The 20,970-nt window shown below is 44.7% G+C and carries 17 protein-coding genes; 11 read left to right on the forward strand and 6 right to left on the reverse strand.

The window, feature by feature from the left end:
- The first annotated feature begins 12 nt into the window (after window positions 1-12).
- The 3 genes from betA to BM528_RS07400 all read left to right on the forward strand — a co-directional run bounded on the left by betA (window position 13) and on the right by BM528_RS07400 (window position 4,018).
- Entirely contained in the window at window positions 13-1,665 is a 1,653-nt protein-coding gene (betA, locus tag BM528_RS07390; protein WP_071979336.1) for a choline dehydrogenase, read from the forward strand.
- A gap of 168 nt (window positions 1,666-1,833) precedes the next feature.
- Entirely contained in the window at window positions 1,834-3,051 is a 1,218-nt protein-coding gene (locus tag BM528_RS07395) for a choline transporter (protein WP_071979337.1), read from the forward strand.
- A 244-nt stretch (window positions 3,052-3,295) separates the two neighbouring features.
- A complete protein-coding gene (locus BM528_RS07400) occupies window positions 3,296-4,018 on the forward strand; it encodes a TorF family putative porin (RefSeq protein ID WP_071979338.1) in 723 nt (240 codons plus the stop codon).
- Window positions 4,019-4,155: 137 nt separating this feature from the next.
- On the opposite strand, the gene BM528_RS18635 is transcribed toward BM528_RS07400, so the two are convergent.
- Window positions 4,156-4,332, reverse strand: coding sequence for a hypothetical protein (locus BM528_RS18635; protein WP_198033598.1), 177 nt, complete (start codon window positions 4,330-4,332; stop codon window positions 4,156-4,158).
- Window positions 4,332-5,618 (reverse strand): FAD-dependent monooxygenase, encoded by a 1,287-nt coding sequence (locus BM528_RS07405; protein WP_071979339.1) that lies wholly within the window; start codon window positions 5,616-5,618, stop codon window positions 4,332-4,334. The genes BM528_RS18635 and BM528_RS07405 overlap by 1 nt, the downstream gene beginning before the upstream one ends.
- A gap of 326 nt (window positions 5,619-5,944) precedes the next feature.
- Here BM528_RS07405 and miaB point away from each other — a divergent pair, with 326 nt between their 5' ends.
- From miaB to lnt, 5 genes are all read left to right on the forward strand, one after another.
- Complete coding sequence (gene miaB, locus BM528_RS07410) at window positions 5,945-7,378, forward strand: tRNA (N6-isopentenyl adenosine(37)-C2)-methylthiotransferase MiaB (RefSeq protein ID WP_071979340.1); 1,434 nt, start codon at window positions 5,945-5,947, stop codon at window positions 7,376-7,378.
- 99 nt (window positions 7,379-7,477) lie between these two features.
- Window positions 7,478-8,575 carry a PhoH family protein gene (locus BM528_RS07415; protein WP_071979341.1) on the forward strand — a complete coding sequence of 366 codons (1,098 nt, stop codon included), beginning with the start codon at window positions 7,478-7,480 and terminating at the stop codon, window positions 8,573-8,575.
- Window positions 8,572-9,051: an rRNA maturation RNase YbeY gene (gene ybeY, locus BM528_RS07420; protein WP_071979342.1), complete on the forward strand. Its 480-nt coding sequence runs from the start codon at window positions 8,572-8,574 to the stop codon at window positions 9,049-9,051. The genes BM528_RS07415 and ybeY overlap by 4 nt, the downstream gene beginning before the upstream one ends.
- Window positions 9,052-9,192: 141 nt before the next feature.
- Window positions 9,193-10,050, forward strand: a complete 858-nt coding sequence (gene corC / locus BM528_RS07425) for a CNNM family magnesium/cobalt transport protein CorC (protein ID WP_071981207.1) — start codon at window positions 9,193-9,195, stop codon at window positions 10,048-10,050.
- A gap of 79 nt (window positions 10,051-10,129) precedes the next feature.
- Entirely contained in the window at window positions 10,130-11,635 is a 1,506-nt protein-coding gene (gene lnt / locus BM528_RS07430; protein WP_071979343.1) for an apolipoprotein N-acyltransferase, read from the forward strand.
- A 21-nt stretch (window positions 11,636-11,656) separates the two neighbouring features.
- Here the strand turns inward: lnt and BM528_RS07435 are convergent, their stop codons facing one another.
- Together BM528_RS07435 and cphA are read right to left on the reverse strand one after the other, a co-directional pair.
- Complete coding sequence (locus tag BM528_RS07435) at window positions 11,657-13,405, reverse strand: Mur ligase family protein (protein ID WP_083595229.1); 1,749 nt, start codon at window positions 13,403-13,405, stop codon at window positions 11,657-11,659.
- Window positions 13,406-16,234, reverse strand: coding sequence for a cyanophycin synthetase (gene cphA / locus BM528_RS07440; RefSeq protein WP_071979344.1), 2,829 nt, complete (start codon window positions 16,232-16,234; stop codon window positions 13,406-13,408).
- 815 nt (window positions 16,235-17,049) lie between these two features.
- On the opposite strand from cphA, the gene BM528_RS07450 reads away from it, so the two are divergent.
- Complete coding sequence (locus tag BM528_RS07450) at window positions 17,050-17,382, forward strand: type II toxin-antitoxin system RelE/ParE family toxin (RefSeq protein ID WP_071979345.1); 333 nt, start codon at window positions 17,050-17,052, stop codon at window positions 17,380-17,382.
- On the forward strand, window positions 17,369-17,683 hold the full coding sequence (locus BM528_RS07455; RefSeq protein WP_071979346.1) for a helix-turn-helix domain-containing protein: 315 nt from the start codon (window positions 17,369-17,371) through the stop codon (window positions 17,681-17,683). Before BM528_RS07450 ends, BM528_RS07455 begins: the two co-directional genes overlap by 14 nt.
- 450 nt (window positions 17,684-18,133) lie before the next feature.
- Here the strand turns inward: BM528_RS07455 and BM528_RS07465 are convergent, their stop codons facing one another.
- Together BM528_RS07465 and iadA are read right to left on the reverse strand one after the other, a co-directional pair.
- Complete coding sequence (locus BM528_RS07465; protein WP_071979347.1) at window positions 18,134-18,952, reverse strand: cyanophycinase; 819 nt, start codon at window positions 18,950-18,952, stop codon at window positions 18,134-18,136.
- Window positions 18,953-18,957: 5 nt separating this feature from the next.
- Window positions 18,958-20,106, reverse strand: coding sequence for a beta-aspartyl-peptidase (gene iadA / locus BM528_RS07470; protein ID WP_071979348.1), 1,149 nt, complete (start codon window positions 20,104-20,106; stop codon window positions 18,958-18,960).
- Between the two features lie 429 nt (window positions 20,107-20,535).
- Here iadA and BM528_RS07475 point away from each other — a divergent pair, with 429 nt between their 5' ends.
- Window positions 20,536-20,967, forward strand: a complete 432-nt coding sequence (locus BM528_RS07475; RefSeq protein ID WP_071979349.1) for a hypothetical protein — start codon at window positions 20,536-20,538, stop codon at window positions 20,965-20,967.
- Window positions 20,968-20,970: the final 3 nt, after the last annotated feature.

The following is a 20,970-nucleotide window of genomic DNA, read 5'->3' on the forward strand; positions in this document are numbered from 1 at the left end:
TGAGGATTCATTATGCAGACATTTGATTACATTATTGTAGGTGCAGGCTCTGCGGGCTGTGTGCTGGCAAACCGCCTGTCAGAAAACCCTGAACACAAAGTACTCCTGCTTGAAACCGGTGGCTCAGATAAAAGTATTTTCATCAAAATGCCTACGGCGTTGTCTATTCCTATGAATACCAACAAATATGCCTGGCAATTTAATACTGAAAAAGAACCCTATTTAAATAACCGTGAAATGCACTGCCCCAGAGGCAAAGTGCTAGGTGGCTCTTCATCAATAAACGGCATGGTGTACGTTCGCGGTCACGCGAAAGACTTTGACGAGTGGGAAGCCCATGGTGCAGAAGGCTGGAACTACCAAGCCTGTTTACCCTATTTCCAAAAAGCCGAAACCTGGTACAAGGGTAACGACGCCTATCGTGGTGATAGTGGCGAAATTGGTGTGAACAACGGTAATGAAATGGAGAACCCGTTGTACACAGCTTTCACCAAAGCTGGTGAACAAGCGGGCTACGACATTACTAGCGATTACAACGGTGCGCAGCAGGAAGGCTTTGGGCCTATGCACATGACCGTTAAAGGCGGCGTTCGCAGCTCTACCAGCCGAGAATATTTAGACCCGGTAAAGTCTCGTAAAAATTTGACCATTGTCACTGGTGCCCTTGTAACTAAGGTAGTGCTTGATAATAAGGTGGCAAAAGGTGTCGAGTATGTGGTGAATGGTAAAACCAATACTGCCCTTGCTAATAATGAAGTAATTTTAAGTGCCGGTTCAATAGGCTCTCCACATATTCTTCAATTGTCAGGAATTGGCGATAGCAACGTGCTTGAGAGTGCCGGTATTGAGGTTAAACATCACTTACCCGGCGTGGGTCAAAACTTACAAGACCACCTTGAATTTTATTTTCAATATAAGTGCAAGCAGCCCATAACGCTCAACCGCAAGTTAGATCTTATCTCGAAAGGGCTAATTGGTGCGCGCTGGTTGTTTAATCGCTCTGGTTTAGGTGCCACTAACCATTTCGAATCGTGCGCGTTTATACGCTCGAAGGCCGACGTGGAATGGCCTGATATTCAATATCACTTTTTACCTGCAGCTATTCGTTACGACGGTAAGTCTGCGTTTGATGGTGATGGATTTCAGGTACACGTAGGCCACAATAAGCCTAAAAGCCGAGGTAGTGTAACCATACAGTCTTCAGATCCCACGGTTCCACCGAAGATCTTATTCAACTATCTGCAACACCAAGATGATATTAAAGGGTTCAGAGCATGTGTAAGACTGACACGAGAAATTATCGCGCAACCCGCGTTCGACGACTTTAGGGACGGCGAAATTCAGCCTGGTGAGCATGTTCAAACAGATGAACAAATTGACGCATTCGTTCGAAACGCCGTAGAGAGCGCCTATCATCCATCGTGCTCATGCAAAATGGGCGAAGATGAGATGGCTGTTGTTGACTCTCAAACCAAGGTACACGGACTAGAGGGCTTGCGCGTGGTCGACTCGTCAATATTCCCGACCATTCCTAACGGCAACTTAAATGCGCCAACCATTATGGTTGCAGAAAAAGCAGCAGATATCATTTTAGGTAAACCTGCGCTACCTCCACAGAATGTGCCCGTTGCAATTAACGAAAATTGGCAACGCCAACAGCGTTAAGTTTGTTAACTCATTTAAGCACTAATGCGCTTGAAATATATTCAAGCGCGTCTTCCACAGTGCCTATATGCAGCTTTTGTAAGGTCGCTACATATAGTTGGGTGGAATAACTAACAACTAAAAAAGGAAAAAGCATGTTACATTTCTATCAATATTGGGAGGGTGATAATGACAGTATGGCTTAGTGCAGGCATTATGTTTACCCTACTTTCTGTGGCTTACATTTTGTTCAAATGGGGCAATATGAAAGTGGTTGGTGTAACGCCAGTTAGAACCTTTACCTTTATTGCTATTCTCTTTACCTCGGGTTTAGATGTGGGGCTTATCATGTTCCCGCTTACCGAATTTGCAGGTTATGCTGACATAAGCGCAAGTCCTGAATATGCATTCACCAACCCTCTTGCTATTGAGTTTGGGTTTTGGGGCTTCTTCATTTGGGCGTTTTACTTTCTTACTTGCTTTTATTTCTGCGTAATCGAGCCAAAGGTTAAATTCTTCGAGATCCCGGTTGTTAAGCTAATAAACAACGTTGTGATCATTGGAACTTGTGCCTTTACTGCATTTTTATTGCTGTCGAATCTGCCTTGGTATTTACCCAGCATAGGCGATGGGGAATCTGTGGTACCCGCGTTTTATCTCATTGTTTTTGCGGCTATTGCATTTGCTGTTTATTCAAGTACCAACATTAAGTATGTGCGTATTTTAAGTCTAACAACCACTTGGGTGTTTATAGCGTTAATTGTAGGCATGTGGGCTAGTGCGTTTATATTTGGTGAAAGCCAAATTGCTGCTTACCTCACAAACCTTGGGTTGATTGGCGGTTACTTCGCTAATATTGATCATTTCGTACTTCCCATGAACGAATACCACGAGTTCTATCTATTTTGGTGGTTCAGCTGGAGTATTATGATAGGTCAATTTACCTCGCGCTTTGTAGGCGGCCTCAAAACATATCAGGTGCTGCTAGCAATGATGGTGATCCCTTCTACTCCAATCGCGGCTTGGTTCTCAGTGCTTTATCATTATCACAGCGCGGGCATTCCAACCGAAGGGCTCACAAATTTAGCGATGGTATTTGTTGGTGTTGTTTTTGTCATCAATTCTCTTGATTCACTGATAAGGCTGTATACCGACAACCTCAATATATCGGTGGCACGCATTGGTAAGAGAAACTATATCGCCCTCAACATTGTTGCGCTGTCGGCGCTAACTCTGCTGTTTAAACTCGACTTCCTTCAAATTCAGTGGGTAGGCGCCTTGGTGATAGCCGTTTTCTTTAGCTGCTTTGCGTTCATTTTAAGTCAAAAATTCAAGTCAGTGACGGCCATTAAAACCTCACCCAAAGAAAACAAAATCGACTTCACAAAAATAGGAAGTGTTAATTAAAAAAATCCATAGTAACTAAATCTACAGCAACTAAATCTATAGCGTTTAACTCGCTTTTCATTCGCACCTAAATGCACCTGTTTTGCATTGGCTCAGCTTTGAGCCGATGTGGGCAGGTTGCGCCCTAAACTTATGAATATACGTGAATATATTCAAAAGAACACACTAGGGGAAAGTGCACAAAGAAGAGCGAGCCATACACAAATCATAGAAAGAAAAACAGAGAGAAAAATAGGTAGTAATCATGAGTAAATCACACATTTTTTGCACTTCAACAACCTTGATAACCGCTATTATTTCTGCATTGATATGCTCGGCAACAGCACATGCAGATTGGAGCGCGAACATATCTGCCGTGTCAGACTATACCTTTAACGGTGTTAGCCAAACTCAAAACGACCCTGCACTTCAAGGCGGTGTGGATAAAGCCTTCAGCGATGGTTTTTATGCTGGGACCTGGGCATCAAATGTCGATTTTGGTGGCGACACTAACCTTGAGTGGGACTTTTATGTGGGCAGATATCAAACTATTACCGAAAAGGTAAGCATAGACTACGGTATTGCCTATTATTCTTATCACGGTGGTGATGATTCTAGTGCGGGTAACTACCCAGAACTTTACACCAAATTTGGTTATGCCAGCGACTATGGAAACTCAGAGCTTAATTTTTGGTACACGTGGGATTACTTTGGTACCGGTGCAAAACACGCTATTGCAATGGTAGCGCATACCTTTGAACTTGCGCCAAATCACAATATACGTGCAAGCTTCGACGTCTCAAACTCATTAGACAGTGATAAGTGGTTGTGGCAAGGCAATGACACTTCGTTTTATCATTATCGTGTAGCGTATCAAACCAGCTATGAAGGATTTGATTTTGAAATTGCAGCTGAAAATACAAATTTAGATTTTGACACCGCAGAAGAGCGTATTGTATTTGGTATTGCCAGAACGTTTAGCTTCTAAATTGTCGCACTGTATCATTAATATGAGCGTGTGATACGAGCGTGTAATATGAGCGTGGTATGCGCGATGCAGCCTTGTATCGCGCAGCTTCGTATCGCGCAGCCTTGTATGTGAAGAGAGACTAGTGCAAAAGCTTGTTAAGAAAACGCCAGCCTGATCAACTGTGCAACAAGTAGTAAGCCCATTAGCGGCCAAATCCACTTGGCCCATTTTGCCGCGTCTTCGTTACTAATACGCATTTTCGAGCGCTCTAGCAGCGGCACAACGATTACCAGTGCACCAAACAGCACTGCGAGTAAAATAAGCACTTCCATCAACGCATCCCTATAGCATATTTGAGTACTTCTTTCTTAATAGGCCCAGCATGCTCGGCTACAGAAAGAAGCTGATTTCTTATCCATTTAATGGGGGCTATATCGTTACTAAACAAGCTGTAAAACCCGTCCATTGCCGACATCATTAATAAATTGTCTTTTCTACGGGGTTTTTCAAAGTCATTTTTCAGCTGCCGGCGAAAAGCCATAGACGTTAAATCCGGCTTGCTAGCTGTTACCTCTAATAATGCCTGTACGTCGCGAAAACCAATATTTACACCCTGCCCCGCCAGAGGGTTAATAGTGTGAGCCGCATCACCTACTAGTATGCACTGCCCTCTCACATACTCGCTTGCATGCATGCGCGTTAGCGGGAACACTGCTTTATCGATTACGGAAAAGTCATTGTCATTTTTTGTCAGCTCTTCAGGAAAGGCAGCCAGAATTTCATTTTTCAGCTGTGTGTTACTTAGCCCTTTTAGTCGTTTGAGCTCTTCAGGCGAGTTGTACCACACCAATGATGCATACTCATCAAACATAGGTAGAAAAGCTTTTGGCCCTGTTGGCGTAAACTGCTGCCAAGTAATCGCTTCCGTTTGCTTAGTCATTTTTACCGTAATGCCCATGGCCTGCTGAGCATATTGCCAACCAGTTGTGCCAATACCTGCGGTTTTTCTCACCTGGGATTGCGCGCCGTCTGCCCCCACAAGCCATTTCGCCTCAATTTTTTTGTTTGACGACAAGGTCAGTGTTACAGAGCCCTCAGCGATAGCTTTGCAAGAGCCCTCAGCGGAATTGCTACAAGAGCCCTCAGCGGTAGTGCTAAAAGAACCCTCAGCAGTGTTTGTAAAAGCCTCCTCGGCGGTATTATTCGCCAACGTGATTTCTTTTACCTCGTCGTTGCTTATAACCGTAACATTTTCATGCAGTGCCAAAGCCTGATGACAGCCCAGTTGTAACAAGCGATTTTCAACAAAATATCCCAGTTGAGGAACATCAATACTTTTAGCGGTAAAGTCGGTTCTGTGTTTGGGGTCATCCCACACGCTAAGGCCCGCGTAGGGCTTTACGCGCATCTTTTCTATAAAGTGCCAAGCACCGAGAGCTTTTAATAGTGTTACCGACGCTTCACTAATGGCAGAAACACGAAGGTCTGGCCCATCGTTTTTAAAAAAATCTTTTGGAGCAAATGGCTCTATTACTACTACGCTATAGTGTTGCTGCGCTAGTCCTAACGCCAACGCTGCGCCCACCATACCGCCGCCATTAATGCAAAAGTGGTACATTGTTACTCCATGATTAAATGCATATTTTTCTGTGACCAGAATATAAAATACCGGTGATTAACACAAATTAAGTAGAAATCATGGATTAGCCCAGCACTTGCGGCTTCAACATCGAGTCATTACTTAAATTTCTTTAATTCCTTAAATTAACCGGTAATCGTCTTATTACGCTGGGAATATAGGTGCATAACAGGTAAAATGTGCGGCTATTTTGAACATCTTCAACGTAACTGTGTTGTGTGGGTGGCATCGCGTTTTTATGCTCGCGACATTCATTTACTCCACCAACCACTTACCAGAACTTAACAGGTTAACGAATAGTTGTTATGACTAAAAAGCTGTATATCAAAACCTGGGGCTGCCAAATGAACGAGTACGACTCGGAGAAAATGGCAGACTTACTAGACTCAACACACGGCTTCACCGCGGCTGAAACTGCTGAAGACGCTGATATTATTTTGCTGAACACGTGTTCTATTCGCGAAAAGGCTCAGGAAAAAGTATTTCATCAGCTCGGCCGATGGAAAAACCTGAAGCAAGACAAGCCAGAACTCATTATCGGCGTAGGTGGCTGTGTAGCATCTCAAGAGGGTGACACCATTCGTCAGCGTGCGCCATTTGTCGATTTAGTATTTGGCCCTCAAACTTTGCACCGCTTGCCTGAAATGATTAACGAACTGCAAGGTGGCGCCAAGTCGGTTATGGATATCAGTTTCCCTGAAATTGAGAAGTTCGACCGCTTGCCCGAGCCTCGCGCTGAAGGTCCTACCGCGTTTGTATCTATTATGGAAGGCTGCTCGAAGTACTGTACCTTCTGCGTAGTACCTTACACCCGCGGTGAAGAAGTAAGCCGCCCGGTAGATGATGTACTACTTGAAATTGCACAGCTTGCTGGTCAAGGCGTGCGTGAAGTAAATCTGCTTGGACAGAACGTGAATGCATATCGTGGCGATCACTACGACGGTACCGTTTGTCGTTTCTCAGAGTTATTAGAGCTGGTTGCAGCCATTGATGGTATAGACAGAATTCGTTACACCACTTCTCACCCTGTTGAGTTTACTGACGATATTATTGATGCCTACGAGAGTATTCCAGAGCTTGTCGACCACCTTCACCTTCCGGTGCAAAGTGGTTCAGATCGTATACTCAACCTCATGAAACGAGGCCATACAGCGCTAGAATACAAATCGAAGATGCGTAAGCTGAAAAAGATTCGCCCTAACATCAGTTTGTCGAGCGACTTTATCATTGGTTTCCCAGGCGAGACGGATGCTGATTTCGAAGCTACCATGGATTTGATCCAGGCCGTCGACTACGACCTAAGCTTCAGCTTTATTTACAGCGCGCGACCTGGTACGCCAGCGGCTGACGCCGTTGATGACGTTAGCGAAGAGACCAAAAAACAACGTCTTCGCCTTTTACAGCAACGCATTACACAGCAGGCATTGCGTATTGCACGCCACATGGTAGGCACTGAGCAACGTATTTTGGTAGAAGGCCCATCGAAGAAAAACCCAATGGAGCTTTCTGGTCGTACTGAAAACAACCGCGTTGTTAATTTCGAAGGCACGCCAGACATGATTGGCGAATTTGTTGATGTAAACATCGTTGACGTTTTCACTAACTCATTGCGCGGCGAAGTTGTTCGCAGAGAGAGTGAAATGGGCTTGCGTGTAGCCGTATCGCCCCAATCTATTATGGCAAAGCATCAGGCAGAAACCCCTAACGAGTTAGGTGTTGGCCAGTTCACGCCGGCCTAACAGAACGTTAGGCCTAGGCAATTAATGAAAAGACTATTGAGATAAACGTTTTTAATATTGAAACATTCTTAAAAAGCGTAAAGCGAGGAAATTAGAAGTTTGAGTACATTGGTAAGTAATGAATTTGAGTTAGAACCGGCAGATAGTAAGCGTTTGTCGAGTTTATGTGGCCCGTTTGATGACAATATCAAGCAAATTGAGCGCAGGTTGGGTGTTGAAATAACATACCGAAATAGCGCATTTAAGGTGCTTGGAGAGCCACAGCAAACCAATAGCGCTACCGAATTACTCAAGCTTCTTTACGTTGAAACCCAACCTGTTAAAGGTCGTATTCCTGACCTAGACGCTGAGCAGGTTCACCTTGCAATTCAAGAAGCCCGCGTTATAGAGAAAGATGAAAACGGTGGCTACGGTAAAGAAGTTAATATTAAAACGAAACGTGGTGTTATTAAGCCGCGAAACCCAAACCAAGCGCAATATGTGGCTAACATTATAAACCACGATATTACCTTTGGTATTGGCCCAGCCGGAACAGGGAAAACGTACCTTGCTGTAGCCGCTGCGGTAGACGCTTTAGAACGACAAGAAATAAGACGTATTCTTCTCACTCGCCCAGCTGTTGAGGCTGGTGAAAAGCTCGGTTTTTTACCAGGTGATTTATCGCAAAAGGTAGACCCCTACCTGCGCCCGCTTTACGATGCACTGTTTGAAATGCTGGGCTTTGAAAAAGTTGAGAAGCTTATGGAGCGCGCGGTTATTGAGGTAGCTCCCCTAGCCTATATGCGTGGTAGAACGCTTAACGATGCATTTATTATCTTAGATGAAAGCCAAAACACCACGGTAGAACAAATGAAAATGTTCTTGACCCGTATTGGCTTCAATTCGAAAGCGGTAATTACCGGCGATATTACACAGGTAGATTTACCACGCGGCGCAAAGTCGGGCCTGCGCCACGCCATCGAAGTGTTAAGTGACGTAGACGATATCTCGTTTAATTTCTTTAATGCCGACGATGTAGTGCGTCACCCCGTAGTTGCGCGAATTGTTCGCGCTTATGAAGAGCACGACGCCGAGCAAGAGCGCATTCGCAAGCAAAAGAAAGAAGAAGCACTTCGCCTTCAACAAGCAGAAGCCGCTTCTGCCGCAAGTGGTGCTAATGACGTAAGCAGCGTAAACGCGAACACGAGCAACTCGTGACAGCAATTATCGACTACCAGAACGCGTATGAAGGCGAAAACAGCGACGAGGAGATAGCTAACGCTATCCCTCCGCTCGATAGCTTTAGTGTATGGGCTAATGCAGTTTTATCCTCAGAGAATCTTCACGACCAAGAAATTACTATTCGTTTAACCGACGAAATAGAAAGTCAGCAACTCAACAACGATTACCGCGGTAAAAATAAGCCTACTAACGTACTCTCTTTTCCTTTCGAGGCACCACCGGGAATTGAAATGAACTTACTCGGCGATTTGGTGATATGTGCGCCGGTAATTAGCCGAGAAGCCGAGGAGCAGAAAAAGCTCACGACGCATCATTATGCTCATATGACGATACACGGCATATTGCATTTACTTGGTTATGACCATATATCCGATAAAGAAGCGGACGAGATGGAAGGAAAGGAGATTGAAATTCTCTCCTCCTTAAATATTGCGAATCCTTACGAAGCTTGATTTTCAATGTTCTTGGTTTTAAAACGTTAGTTTACCCAAGAGTATGAAAATTCTGCGATTTATAATTTAAAACAATAAAGCATTGACGACGTGTAAGAAGCATTTTAACGTTGGTGTTGAATAAACAATAAAATGGATATTATGAGCGACGACAACCCCCACTCTACCAACGGCTCATCAGGCAAGAGTTGGTTAGATAAACTAAAAAATTCGATTTCTGGCGAGCCGAAAAATAGACAAGAATTGGTAGCAGTTATTACCGATGCTGAGCAAAATGAGATAATTGACCCGCAAACCCGTGAAATGATTGAAGGGGTTATTGGGGTTAACGAAATGCGTGTAAGAGATATCATGATCCCTCGCGCTCAAATGTCCACCATCGATGTCGAACAAAAAGTGGAAGAGTTTCTTCCCATTATGCTCGAGTCCGCTCACTCTCGTTTTCCAGTGATCAGCGAAGATAAAGACCATATTGAAGGGATTTTACTCGCTAAAGATCTTCTTTCTTTTGCTTTCAATACCGAAAAACACTTCAACCTTCGCGACATACTGCGCCCTGCCGTTATTGTTCCTGAAAGCAAGCGTGTAGATGTACTGCTTAAAGAATTTAGGCAGCAGCGTTACCACATGGCTATTGTGGTAGACGAATACGGTGGCGTGTCTGGTCTTGTTACTATTGAAGATATCCTAGAAATTATCGTTGGTGAAATTGAAGACGAATTCGATATTGAAGAAGACGGCACCGACGATATTCGCCCGCTTAACAAGTCGACTTACTCGGTAAAAGCACTAACACCGGTTGACGATTTTAACGAATTTTTTGAAACCAGCTTTAGTGAAGAAGAAGCCGATACCATTGGCGGCATTGTGCTTAAAGCCTTTGGGCATATGCCTGAAACTGGTGAAGAAGTTACAATTAGCGATATTCACTTCAAAGTGACTAACTCTGATAAACGTCGCTTGATACAGCTAAAAATATCGGTGCCTTCTCTCGAGTAGCCGTAGTTAACCACCAGCTCGCTATCGAATAATTTAAATATGGAGCCAACGTGCCCTAGGCACATTGGCTAAAAACACCATGCTAAAACGCTTTACTCCCTATTTGCTGCTTATTGCAAGCGGCCTCAGCTTAACGCTAGCCTTTGCGCCTTTTTCAATGTGGGCGCTTACCATTCCAGCGCTAGCTATTGCTATACGCCAGCTAATTAAACTTAAACACAAGCCGTTTTTGGCGGGCTGGTTGTTTGGTATGGGCTGGTTTGGCGCAGGCGTTAGCTGGGTGCATGTGAGTATTGCCGATTTTGGCGGTCTTCCATTAATTGCATCAATTGGCTTAATGGCACTGCTTTGCGGCTATTTGGCGTTATATCCAGCCCTCGCTTTTAAACTTACGGCTAAATATTTTAAGCCTCAGCTTTGGCCTTTAGCGCTACCACTATTCTGGGTGCTTGCCGAATGGCTGCGCAGTTGGATGTTATCTGGCTTTCCGTGGCTTTCTTTAGGTTATAGCCAAATTAATGGTCCGTTAGCAGGCTTCGCACCTATTATCGGTGAAACAGGGTTAACCGCGCTCATTGTTATCAGTGCGGCCTCACTAGCTATAATTAATAGCAAACGCACATTTTTATCTGCTTCGGCAATTACAGCAAGTCTTCTCATTTGTGGCGCGTTGCTATATCAGCATACTTGGGTAAGCCCCTCAAAAACCTACTCTGTATCTATGGTTCAGGGAAACATTCCACAAAGTCTTCGTTGGGTACCGGAACAAGACGCCGCGACCATGCAAACCTACCTAGAACTTACAGAAACAGTATGGGGTAGCAATTTAATTATTTGGCCAGAAGCTGCGGTGCCAAAGCTCGAGCCATTAGCACAACCTTACTTGTCGCAATTAAACGAGAGAGCGTTTAAAGAAAATACGGCGCTCATCACGGGTATTGTAAACTTCAATTGGGAAACCGATGAGGCATGGAACAACCTTATTGTTGTTGGCAAGAAAACGCCAGACGCGACTTACCCCAACTACCAATATTTTCATAATAACCGTTTTTCAAAACATCACTTATTGCCCGTTGGTGAATTTGTGCCGTTTGAATCACTATTGCGCCCCCTCGCTCCTATTTTCGATTTGCCAATGTCTTCGTTCTCTAGGGGAGATTTTCAGCAACAGAACTTAGAGGCGAATGGAATTAAGCTTGCACCGGCTATTTGCTTTGAAATTGCATTTCCAAGACAAGTTACAGCAAACGTTAATGGTGACACCGATATGATAATTACCGTGAGTAACGACGCCTGGTTTGGCAAATCTCACGGCCCTGCTCAGCATCTTCAAATAGCACAAATGCGAGCCTTAGAATTAGGCCGCCCGGTACTGCGGGCGACTAATAATGGTATTACTGCGTTTATTGATCACAAAGGGCGTATTGATGCCAGGCTTCCACAATTTGAATCTGCAAATATCAGCGCCCCTGTTATAGCGACCAAAGGCTTTACGCCCTACTACCACCTGCAAGATTACGGCGTGTGGCTATTTGTATTAGTGCTCTTTATCTGTGCTTGGCGTTTGAAAAAAGCGGCTGACTAATAAACCTGTTCGGTTTGGTGGCTACTTTATTGACTCAATAAAAGCGCGGATTTCCTCTCGCTCAGTTAAGGCGAATAGCAAAACCAAGTCGCCTTCATTTACCTCTTTCAACGCCGTCTGCGTGCCAGCTAAGGGACTACTTGCCCGTTGTATCTGAGAAGCTTGTACACCGCTTGCGAGTAAATGATGCTCAACAATGTCCGATATTTCGCCCGGCTCGCGGCCTCTTAAATACTTCTCTAGTTCGGTGAGAATGTAAGTATTAGGTTGCAAGGTAACAATGGCATCGGCGACACGTTTGATATCCTCGTTAGACCTGTCACCAGCATGGCCAAACAACACTTTTATTTCGCCATAATCATTTTTTTGCTTTAAACCTGAGGACATTTTTATCACAGCCTGCATGCTATGAGGATTATGGGCAAAATCCACAATAATAGTAGCGCCTTTGCGCTTGTATATATTGGTTCTACCGGGGTTATCCGACGCATTACTTTCGAAATCAAATAAGCCCTGAGTTACTGCCTTACTGCTTATTCCCATCGATTTACACTGCCCCACCACGCCAAGGGCGTTTTCGAGGTTGTGCAAGGCCGTGCCGTTTACGGTCATGGGTATACGATCAATTTGAGCAATAGCGTGTGATATTTTTCCGTCGAAATAAATGATCTGATTGTCTTTCGCATAAACACATGGGCAACTCGCAGCTAATGCCTCTACTATTTGCTGATTGTCTGCATACTTGCTGAACCAACAAACAGAATCAGGGTTTGCGTTGCTATGTACAAACTTTACCAAGCGCGAGTCGTCCGCATTTAACACTAGGGTGTCGCCTTGATGAATGGCTTTACTCACCATGAGCTTTACGTGCGCAATGTCATCTACCGTATTAATACCGTACTGACCTAAATGGTCGCTGGCAACGTTGGTTACTAGCGCAGCATTGGCATGATAAACCGGTAGCCCCCTGCGCAATAGACCACCTCGAGCTACTTCTAAGAACGCTATTTCAGTGCGGTTGTCTCTCAATAGCATTCTCGCTCCACCGGGCCCCGAATAGTCGCCCTCGTCTATAATATCATCGCCTACCTTTATAAAATCGGTAGAGGTAACGCCCGAATTGAGGTTTGCGGCCTTGGCAATTTGAGCAGCTAATCTAACGCTTGTCGATTTGCCATTGGTGCCGGTGATGAGCGCCAAGGGAATATCACTGAACTGTTGCCAATCTATTGTTGAGGGAGCCGGAATAGCATCTATGGGCCAAGTTTGCGCACTTACGCCAGCGCCTAGGCTAACCTCATCGTCATCTACCAAGCAGCGTACTTTGTTATTTTCAGCCGCTTGAACAAAAGCAATGAGAGCGGGGTTCCTTTCTTCCACAATAGCGGTTCGCAGTTCATCTACCCTGCTAGCAAAATTGGCAGAAGGTAAAGTATCTGACTGAACAGCATAAAGCTTACTAAAATCGAGAACACAGCATTCCCATGCGAGTTCAAGTATGTCACAAGCACTGTATAAGAGGTCGATGGGAGCGCTCATCGATAAACTCGCTCCCCCGTCGTAATAACGAACAAAGGTTTTTTCATGCCATTCAAGCTGATGTTGAATGGCCTGTAGGTGACCTTGTAAACAGTCTATTACCTCTTGGCCGCTAATCCCCTCTATCAACACATCGATGATAGCGCCAGTATGATTAGATAAAAGATTCGGCCCCGTCAGGCGCCGTACCTCATCTAAATCTAGTCGAATTGCATTGTGCTGCTGGTCCATTTAATCTGACTCTTCATCGCGGTCTACAACAATGTGAACACCACGTTCGTCGTTTACTATGCGCTGGCCTTCCTGCAACTCAAACTTGTTTTCAATAACTTCGAATAGCTTTTCAGGGTAATCCTGTGATGGAGTTAAATTGCTTTGCGATTCCGGCGTATCTGCCACACCGTCGTCATTAAAGTGCACTATCTGCTTCCAGCAACGGGTGATATTGTCGCCTAGAATCATAAGTAAGTCACCAGCGTGACAAGACGATAAAGCCGCATCAATACTTTCTTCCTCGCTAGGAATAACGAGAATGTCTTTTTCATCCACGCCTTCTTCCATAAGGGTCTTCTTCAGTAACTGTGGCACTTCATCGTAACCGCGCCCGCGTCTATCGTCATCGGCTTTGCAAACAAAAGTGTCGAAGGTAGAAGCTACAGATTTAGCCGATTCGATAATATCCTCATCGCGGCGATCGCCAGGCATAGCAATAACCAAACGGCGTTTGCCCTTAACGTCTAATCGAGCCGCCAAGTCTGAAATAGTCTTAATAGCTGCTGGGTTGTGTGCATAATCAAGAATAACTTTGAACGGGTGCTCGTCGAATATGTTCAATCTGCCTGGCGCTTGGTAGAAGGACGTATTAAATATGCGTAGGCCCTGTCTGATATTCTCTAAGCTAGTATCGAAACTGTACGCTATTGCGGTAGCAAACATGGCGTTTTGAACGTTGTGTAGAGCTTTGCCCTCAATGGTAGCCGGTACTAAGTGTGTCCAAAGTAAGGGGATATGCGCCCCTTTGTCGTAAATGGTGATCATGTCGCCGTTAATGCCTTTCTCAAGCACTACAGCCATGCCACCACGTCGAATATGTTCACGCACTAAGCCGTGTCCTGGGTCCATAGTAACGTAGCAAATTTGTTTGGCACTACAAAACTCAGCCATTTGCAGACAGTGGATGTCGTCGGCGTTTAGCACAACACAGTCTTGCGCTACTTCTACCACAACCCGCTTTATTTGGGCGAGTTGCTCTAGCGTATTAATTCCACGCTGCCCTAAATGGTCTGCAGTGATATTTAAACATGCACCTACGTTACAGGTTTGATAACCAAGGCCACGCTTAACTATGCCGCCACGCGCGGTCTCCATAATGGCAAAGTCGACGCTCGGGTCGCGCAATACAATTTGTGCTGACGTGGGTCCGGTCATATCACCTTTAACAGTAAGGTGTCCGTCGATATAAACACCATCGGTCGACGTCATACCGGTTGTATGACCCGCGGCTTTCATAATACTGGCCAGCATACGGGAAGTGGTGGTTTTACCATTTGTACCGGTAATTGCCGCTACCGGAATACGAGAGTCTTTGCCGGTTGGGAACAGCATGTCCATCACTTTGCCCGCCACATCACGAGGCTGACCTTCACTGGGTGCCACATGCATGCGAAAACCAGGTGCAGCATTACATTCACAAATACCGCCGCCAATTTCTTTATAGGAACGGCTAATATCTTCGGTTAAGAAGTCTACGCCGCCAATATCAAGACCAATGGCTCTTATGGCGCGTATTGCCATATCTCGGTTATCTGGATGCACAATATCGGTAACGTCAATGGCGGTTCCGCCCGTTGACAGGTTAGCTGTCGAGCGCAAAAAGAAGGTTTCTCCCTCTGGAAGTACGGTGTCTTCGGTATATTCCGCTTCCTCCAGTAACCGCATCGCTTGGTTATCTAGCTCAAGTCGAGTAAGTACTTTTTCGTGCCCTACTCCACGGCGAGGGTCGAGGTTTACGATGTCGACCAACTCTGAAATAGTATGCTTGCCATCGCCTACTACGTGTCCGGGCACGCGCTTGGCAACAGCGACTAATTCGTTGTTCACCACCAGCATGCGGTGATCGTAACCCGTTAAATAACTCTCTACTAACACAGCGCGACTTGTGCCGTGTTGCTGCGCTTCACTAAACGCCACCTGCACTTCCTCGTCGGAGGTTAGGTTAATACTCACTCCACGACCGTGATTGGCGTTTAATGGTTTTAAAACGACGGGAAAACCAATGCGCCTTGCGGCTTTTACTGCCTGTCGCTCGCTATAAACCATTAACTGTTGAGGTACAGGTAAGCCTAAATCATTAAGAAGGTTGTGGGTGTCTTCCTTATCGCAGGAAATCTCAACGGCGATATGCTTAGTTTCACTGGTGATAGTGGCCTGAATACGCTGCTGATGCTTGCCGTGGCCAAACTGAACTAGACTGTAGTTATTCAGGCGAAGCCATGGGATATCCCGGCTTTCAGCGGCTGCGACCAAAGAAGCGGTACTTGGACCAAACTCCTTGCGCTGCGCCATTTTGATGAAGGCCGTTAATTCATCGTTAAAGTCGAAATCGTCTTCTATTTCTGCATTTATTGCCTTTTGAACTTCGCTTGGCATTAGGTGCTTTAACAGTTTTAACCCTAGTGCTCCGGCTTCTATCCCCACATCGCGCTGATGGTATTGATAGACAACATAGTAACAGCCTTCATTTTCTAAGCTGCGGGTACGACCAAAAGACACTGCGGAACCGGCTAAATTTTGAAGCTCTATAGCAACATGTTCCCAAATATGGCCAATCCAGGTTCCTTCGTCTTCATTGAGACGACGCAGGAAGCCTCCTTTTTCGCCGTAAGAGCAGCCGTGCTCTTGCAAACTAGGTATTGCCGCCACTAGCCCATCAATAAACTCTCGACCAAGTTTTACCGACGGCCATTTTTCCAACTCACCAATATCTATTTGATAACAAATAACCGGGAAATTAGCGTAAACATTAGGACCAACATACACATTTTGACTTAAAATTTTCATTACACCAACCTTCCCTTTTTAATTCCCATACTATGTAACAACACTACAGAATAAATGAGGTCAGATCCTGAGGGATCCCCACGAATTTAATTCCATGTGCTTCCGGCCCATGCACTGTCTACTATGGAGCTGTACCATTTGAGTGCAGCTTTACACTGTCGCATGGTAAACCTTATTCGGCAAGCAATAGCTCTAAGGCCAAGGTAGTGGAATGATAGCACGCTTCTGGTTTCGGTATTCGCTTGGAATTGGCGATGTTTGTTCGAAGAAACAAGCACCATACCCAGTAACATAGCCACCAGTGACGCTAATGTTGTCAGCAATATCAATATTGTAAGACGTTGCTTTTTAATACTTTTGTTTTGTTCATACCCAAGCCCGAACTTGGCGTTTCATGTAATAAGTTTGTATTGGAAAGTAATCGGTCGGCTCGCTTAATCCGATGCTTTTCAAAGGCTTTATTATTGATGCCTCGACCTATGCTCGTGACAGTTGCGGCACTTCCGTTAAGCAAACTTTTAACAAATGCGGTAAGTGCTTTTTTGTCGCGACATATGCATTTTAAAGCTGACAAGCGAGATGACTTTGTTCACAATAGACAGGGCATTCATGGCGTTTAACCTTCATTTGTTTTTAGCGAAAGATCTGATCACCAAACGTCATGAATGTTCCCTTTATTTTTTATTTTTTATTTTACTGAATTTTAGTCATTATTTGTGGGGATACCTCAGGGTCAGATCCACACTTCAAAATTTAATTACTACGCTATTCACGTATAGCTTGCCATCCATACGTTACTTGCGTACACTTTGCTTATGAAAAGTGTATTTGTTGAATCAACCACATTTGAAAAGTACCGAAATGATTACCTCAGTGACGAGGAGTTTCGATTGTTCCAAGCTGAACTTATGTCAAACCCGAAGCAAGGTGACGTAATTCAAGGTACTGGTGGTTTGCGGAAGATTCGAGTAGCAAGTAAAGGTAAGGGAAAGCGTGGTGGTTCACGTGTTATCTATTACTTCCTCGATGAAAAGCGTCGCTTCTATTTGCTGACTATTTACGGCAAAAATGAAATGGCAGATTTAACCGCAGATCAAAAGAAACAGTTAAAAGCTTTTATGGAGGCGTGGCGCAATGAGCAATCGTGATCTATTTGCAGAGTTAAATTCTGCACTTGTTGAAGCTAAGGAGCATTCAGAGGGCAAAGTGACTCTGAAAACTCATCAAGTTAATGACATCAGTGAGCTAGATATCTCACCTGATGAAATTGTTAGTATTCGTGAGCAGTTTAATATGTCTCGTGGTGTATTTGCTCGTTTACTGCATACATCATCACGTACATTGGAAAACTGGGAGCAGGGGCGGAGCGCACCAAATGGGCAAGCTGTTACTCTTCTAAAGCTGGTACAGCGCCACCCAGAAACTCTGTCGCACATCGCAGAGCTATAATCGGGTAGCCAGAGGTCTTTAACCTCCAGCCCCCACAACAACCTGCACCGAAGCATCGGCCCGGATGGCCCCGTACAGGGCGTTTCATGTAATAAGTTTGTATTGGAAAGTAATCGGTCGGCTCGCTTAATCCGGTGCTTTTCAAAGGTTTTATTATTGTTGTCTCGACCTATGCTCGTGACAGTTGCGGCACTTCCGCTTAGCAAACTTTTGACACATGCGGTAAGTGCTTTTTGTCGAGACTTATGCATTTTAAAGCTGACAAGCGAGATGACTTTGTTCACAATAGATAGGGCATTCATGGCGTTTAACCTTCATTTGTTTTTGGCGAAAGATCTGTTTGTTTTTGGCGAAAGATCTGATCACCAAACGTCATGAATGTTCCCTTTATTTTTTATCTTACTGAATTTTAGTCATTATTTGTGGGGATACCTCAGGTTCTGACCCCCTTTATGCTGTGAAGGCTTTTCTGTCGGTGATGTTGTAGCGTGCGCCTGACGCTAGGATGTGTACTTTTAAGTTGAGCAGGGTTAGCGCGTCGCCGGTTCTCGCTTCTGCCATTGAAGAATATTCAATGTTGCTTGGATCTACTACCGTTACCGCACCACTACCTACAACGGTAAACTCGTTATCTGGGTTAATGAATGCTGCAGTGTCTTCATCTAAACCAACACCAATAAGAAACGGGTTGTAAGATACCGCCGACAACAATCGAGACAAACGATTACGCTGATTAAAGTGCTGATCTAGCACTATGGTATTGATAAGGCCCATGCCTGGCGCAAGATTGACTCCATCTTCAGTTGGTACAATACCCGTGCTGCCGCCAGTGATCATATGCTGGGACACAATAGCGGCGCCCGCTGAAGTGCCGGCATAATGAACGCCTTGCGCATTGAGCTGACGAATGGTTTTTGCGATAGGCGTGCCGCCTAATATGGTAGAAAGCCTAAGCTGATTACCACCTGTTACAAAAATACCCGTACTTTGCTCTAGAATTTTTACGTATTCTTCGTTTTGCGCATCTACACGCTCAGAGATAGGCAAAGAGTGGGCTTTTTTAACGCCTATTTCTTCAAATATCTGCTGATAACGAGTTCCCGTGTCGTCTAGCTGTGACGCCGTGGGTATTATAGTGATTACTGCATCTTTGCCGCCGCAAAGCTCCACAAATTTGGATAAAATTTCTGGGTTATCAATTTTTTCTTCTGCACCACCAATCGGGATAACATATCCACGTTGGGTGCCGTCAATAGTTGGAGAGGGCATAATATTTACTCGAATGTGCCTTTTTTAATTTGCTGTTTATGCTTAACATGACATTGCCCAAGGGCGATAACATGCTCAATTCTATTCTGTTTATCAAAAATAAGGATGTCGGCATCGGCGCCAACGCTGATGTGCCCCTTATTATGAAAATTCATTAGCTGAGCAACATTTTGGGCAAAGAAGGGCAAAAAGCGAGACACCTCCTCTCCGTTATCAATTAGCTCGTAAAAAACATTAGTCATAGATTGTGAATCAGCAAAATCCATTTTCGCTAAACTACCGTCGGGATGAAAATCGGGTAAGCACCCACCGCCGTCTGAGCTGATAGTCAATTTATCTTGCGGTAAATCTTGCTGCATATAGCGCAGCAAGGCGTCTGCAGGGTCGTACCCCACATCTCCTGATTCAAATGCCGTCACATCCACCCAACATCCCTGCTTAGCCAAATCGCACGCTTCATCAAATAAAAATTTTTGACGATTGATATGGGTTGGATTGTAAGTACGTGGAGGTATTTCAGCTTGCGATAACGCTTCGCGTATTAGACCTAAACCTCGCTCTCCGTCACCTAAATGCAGATGAAGCATGCCCGCTTTCCCGGTCATTAAGCGAGCAACGTGGGCTTGAGAAGCTATTTTCAACAGCTCATTAAGAGTAGGTTGGCTTGAACGATGATCGCTAATGGCCAACTCACCTACACCCACTACAGGTTCGATGAACACAATATCAGTTTGTACAGAACCGGTAAGCGTTGTGGGAGGCAAATGATACCCCCCCGTATAACAATACGCTGAGAAACCTTCTTCACGTAATGCATAAACCTGAGCAACCAACGATTCTGTGCTGCGGGTAATATCATCGGTACCAAGCAAACCAACGGCCGTGGTTACCCCTGCCCGAGTAAACTTGCTTAGCGGAACTGGCGGTACTCGTGTTGAAAATCCAGCCTCACCGCCGCCACCCGTTAAGTGCGTGTGACCATCGATAAAACCAGGCGTTAGCATTCCACCATCAGCGTCTATTTCCTCATGCGGAAGGTCCATGGCGGGCAAAGTTTTACCGATGTAAATGATTTTGCTGCCCGCACACACCAGGTGATTTATACCCAATGCCTGTGGAGCAAACACATTCGCGTTTTTTATAACGGTGATCACTATGGCTAACTCACGTTTGATGATTGTGGCTTTAACAAGGAGGGCATTATATCTGAAGCATGCACTTTAGCTAGCGCAGTTTCTCTTTTTTAACGACAGGGTGTTTCAGTCTCGTGATATGAAATATCACTGATATTTTCAACTTTTAATACGTTGTAACTAAGATGACTTCGGCAAGACGCTATCCTTGTATAAGGCTTAAAAAAGTCTTATAACTCATTGTTTTTAGTTAAGTGTCATATAAGTGGCATACGAATGACATATGAATGCCATACCGTTTGGATGCTTTTTTCTTCTCATTTCTTACAATGGCTGTACGTATTAAGGGAACAAGCTTAAGCAGCTTTAATTGCTATGTTTCCTCAGTGCGAACTCCGTACGAAAGCGTTTAATTAAAACTCAGTTTGAAACCAGGATTAGGGTTAGGACATGGAAAAAGCACACTCAAAATATAAGAAAGTTAACTACTCACTAAAAGACGGTCTTAATTTTTACTTTGGTGATGAAAATTTAGCAGTGCAGGTAAAGGTGAAGCCGTTAAGCAACGAGCGTATCTTTTTTGTCAATGGTAATGAGATTGCGCGACAGTCGGGTCTCTCAACCTTTAAAAAAACGAGTAACGAAACATTTCGCTATTTAGATAGTAACTTTGAGGTAGAACTTTATGTCGAAAGCTTTATATCAGGGCGAATACGCTGCACGCTTATTAAGGACAGCGCGCATTTTGCAACCCTGAGATTTAATCCTAGAACGTTTGAGGTTGAGCACAAAGGATTAGCCCGTGTTGTAAAAGAATCATTATTGGGCGGACTTGTTGGCGCTGTATCTGGCTATGCACTTGCAACGCTTTTTATTTTGTAGGTG

The organism is Alteromonas sp. RW2A1 (genome assembly GCF_001886475.1).
Classification (GTDB): Bacteria; Pseudomonadota; Gammaproteobacteria; order Enterobacterales; family Alteromonadaceae; genus Alteromonas; species Alteromonas hispanica.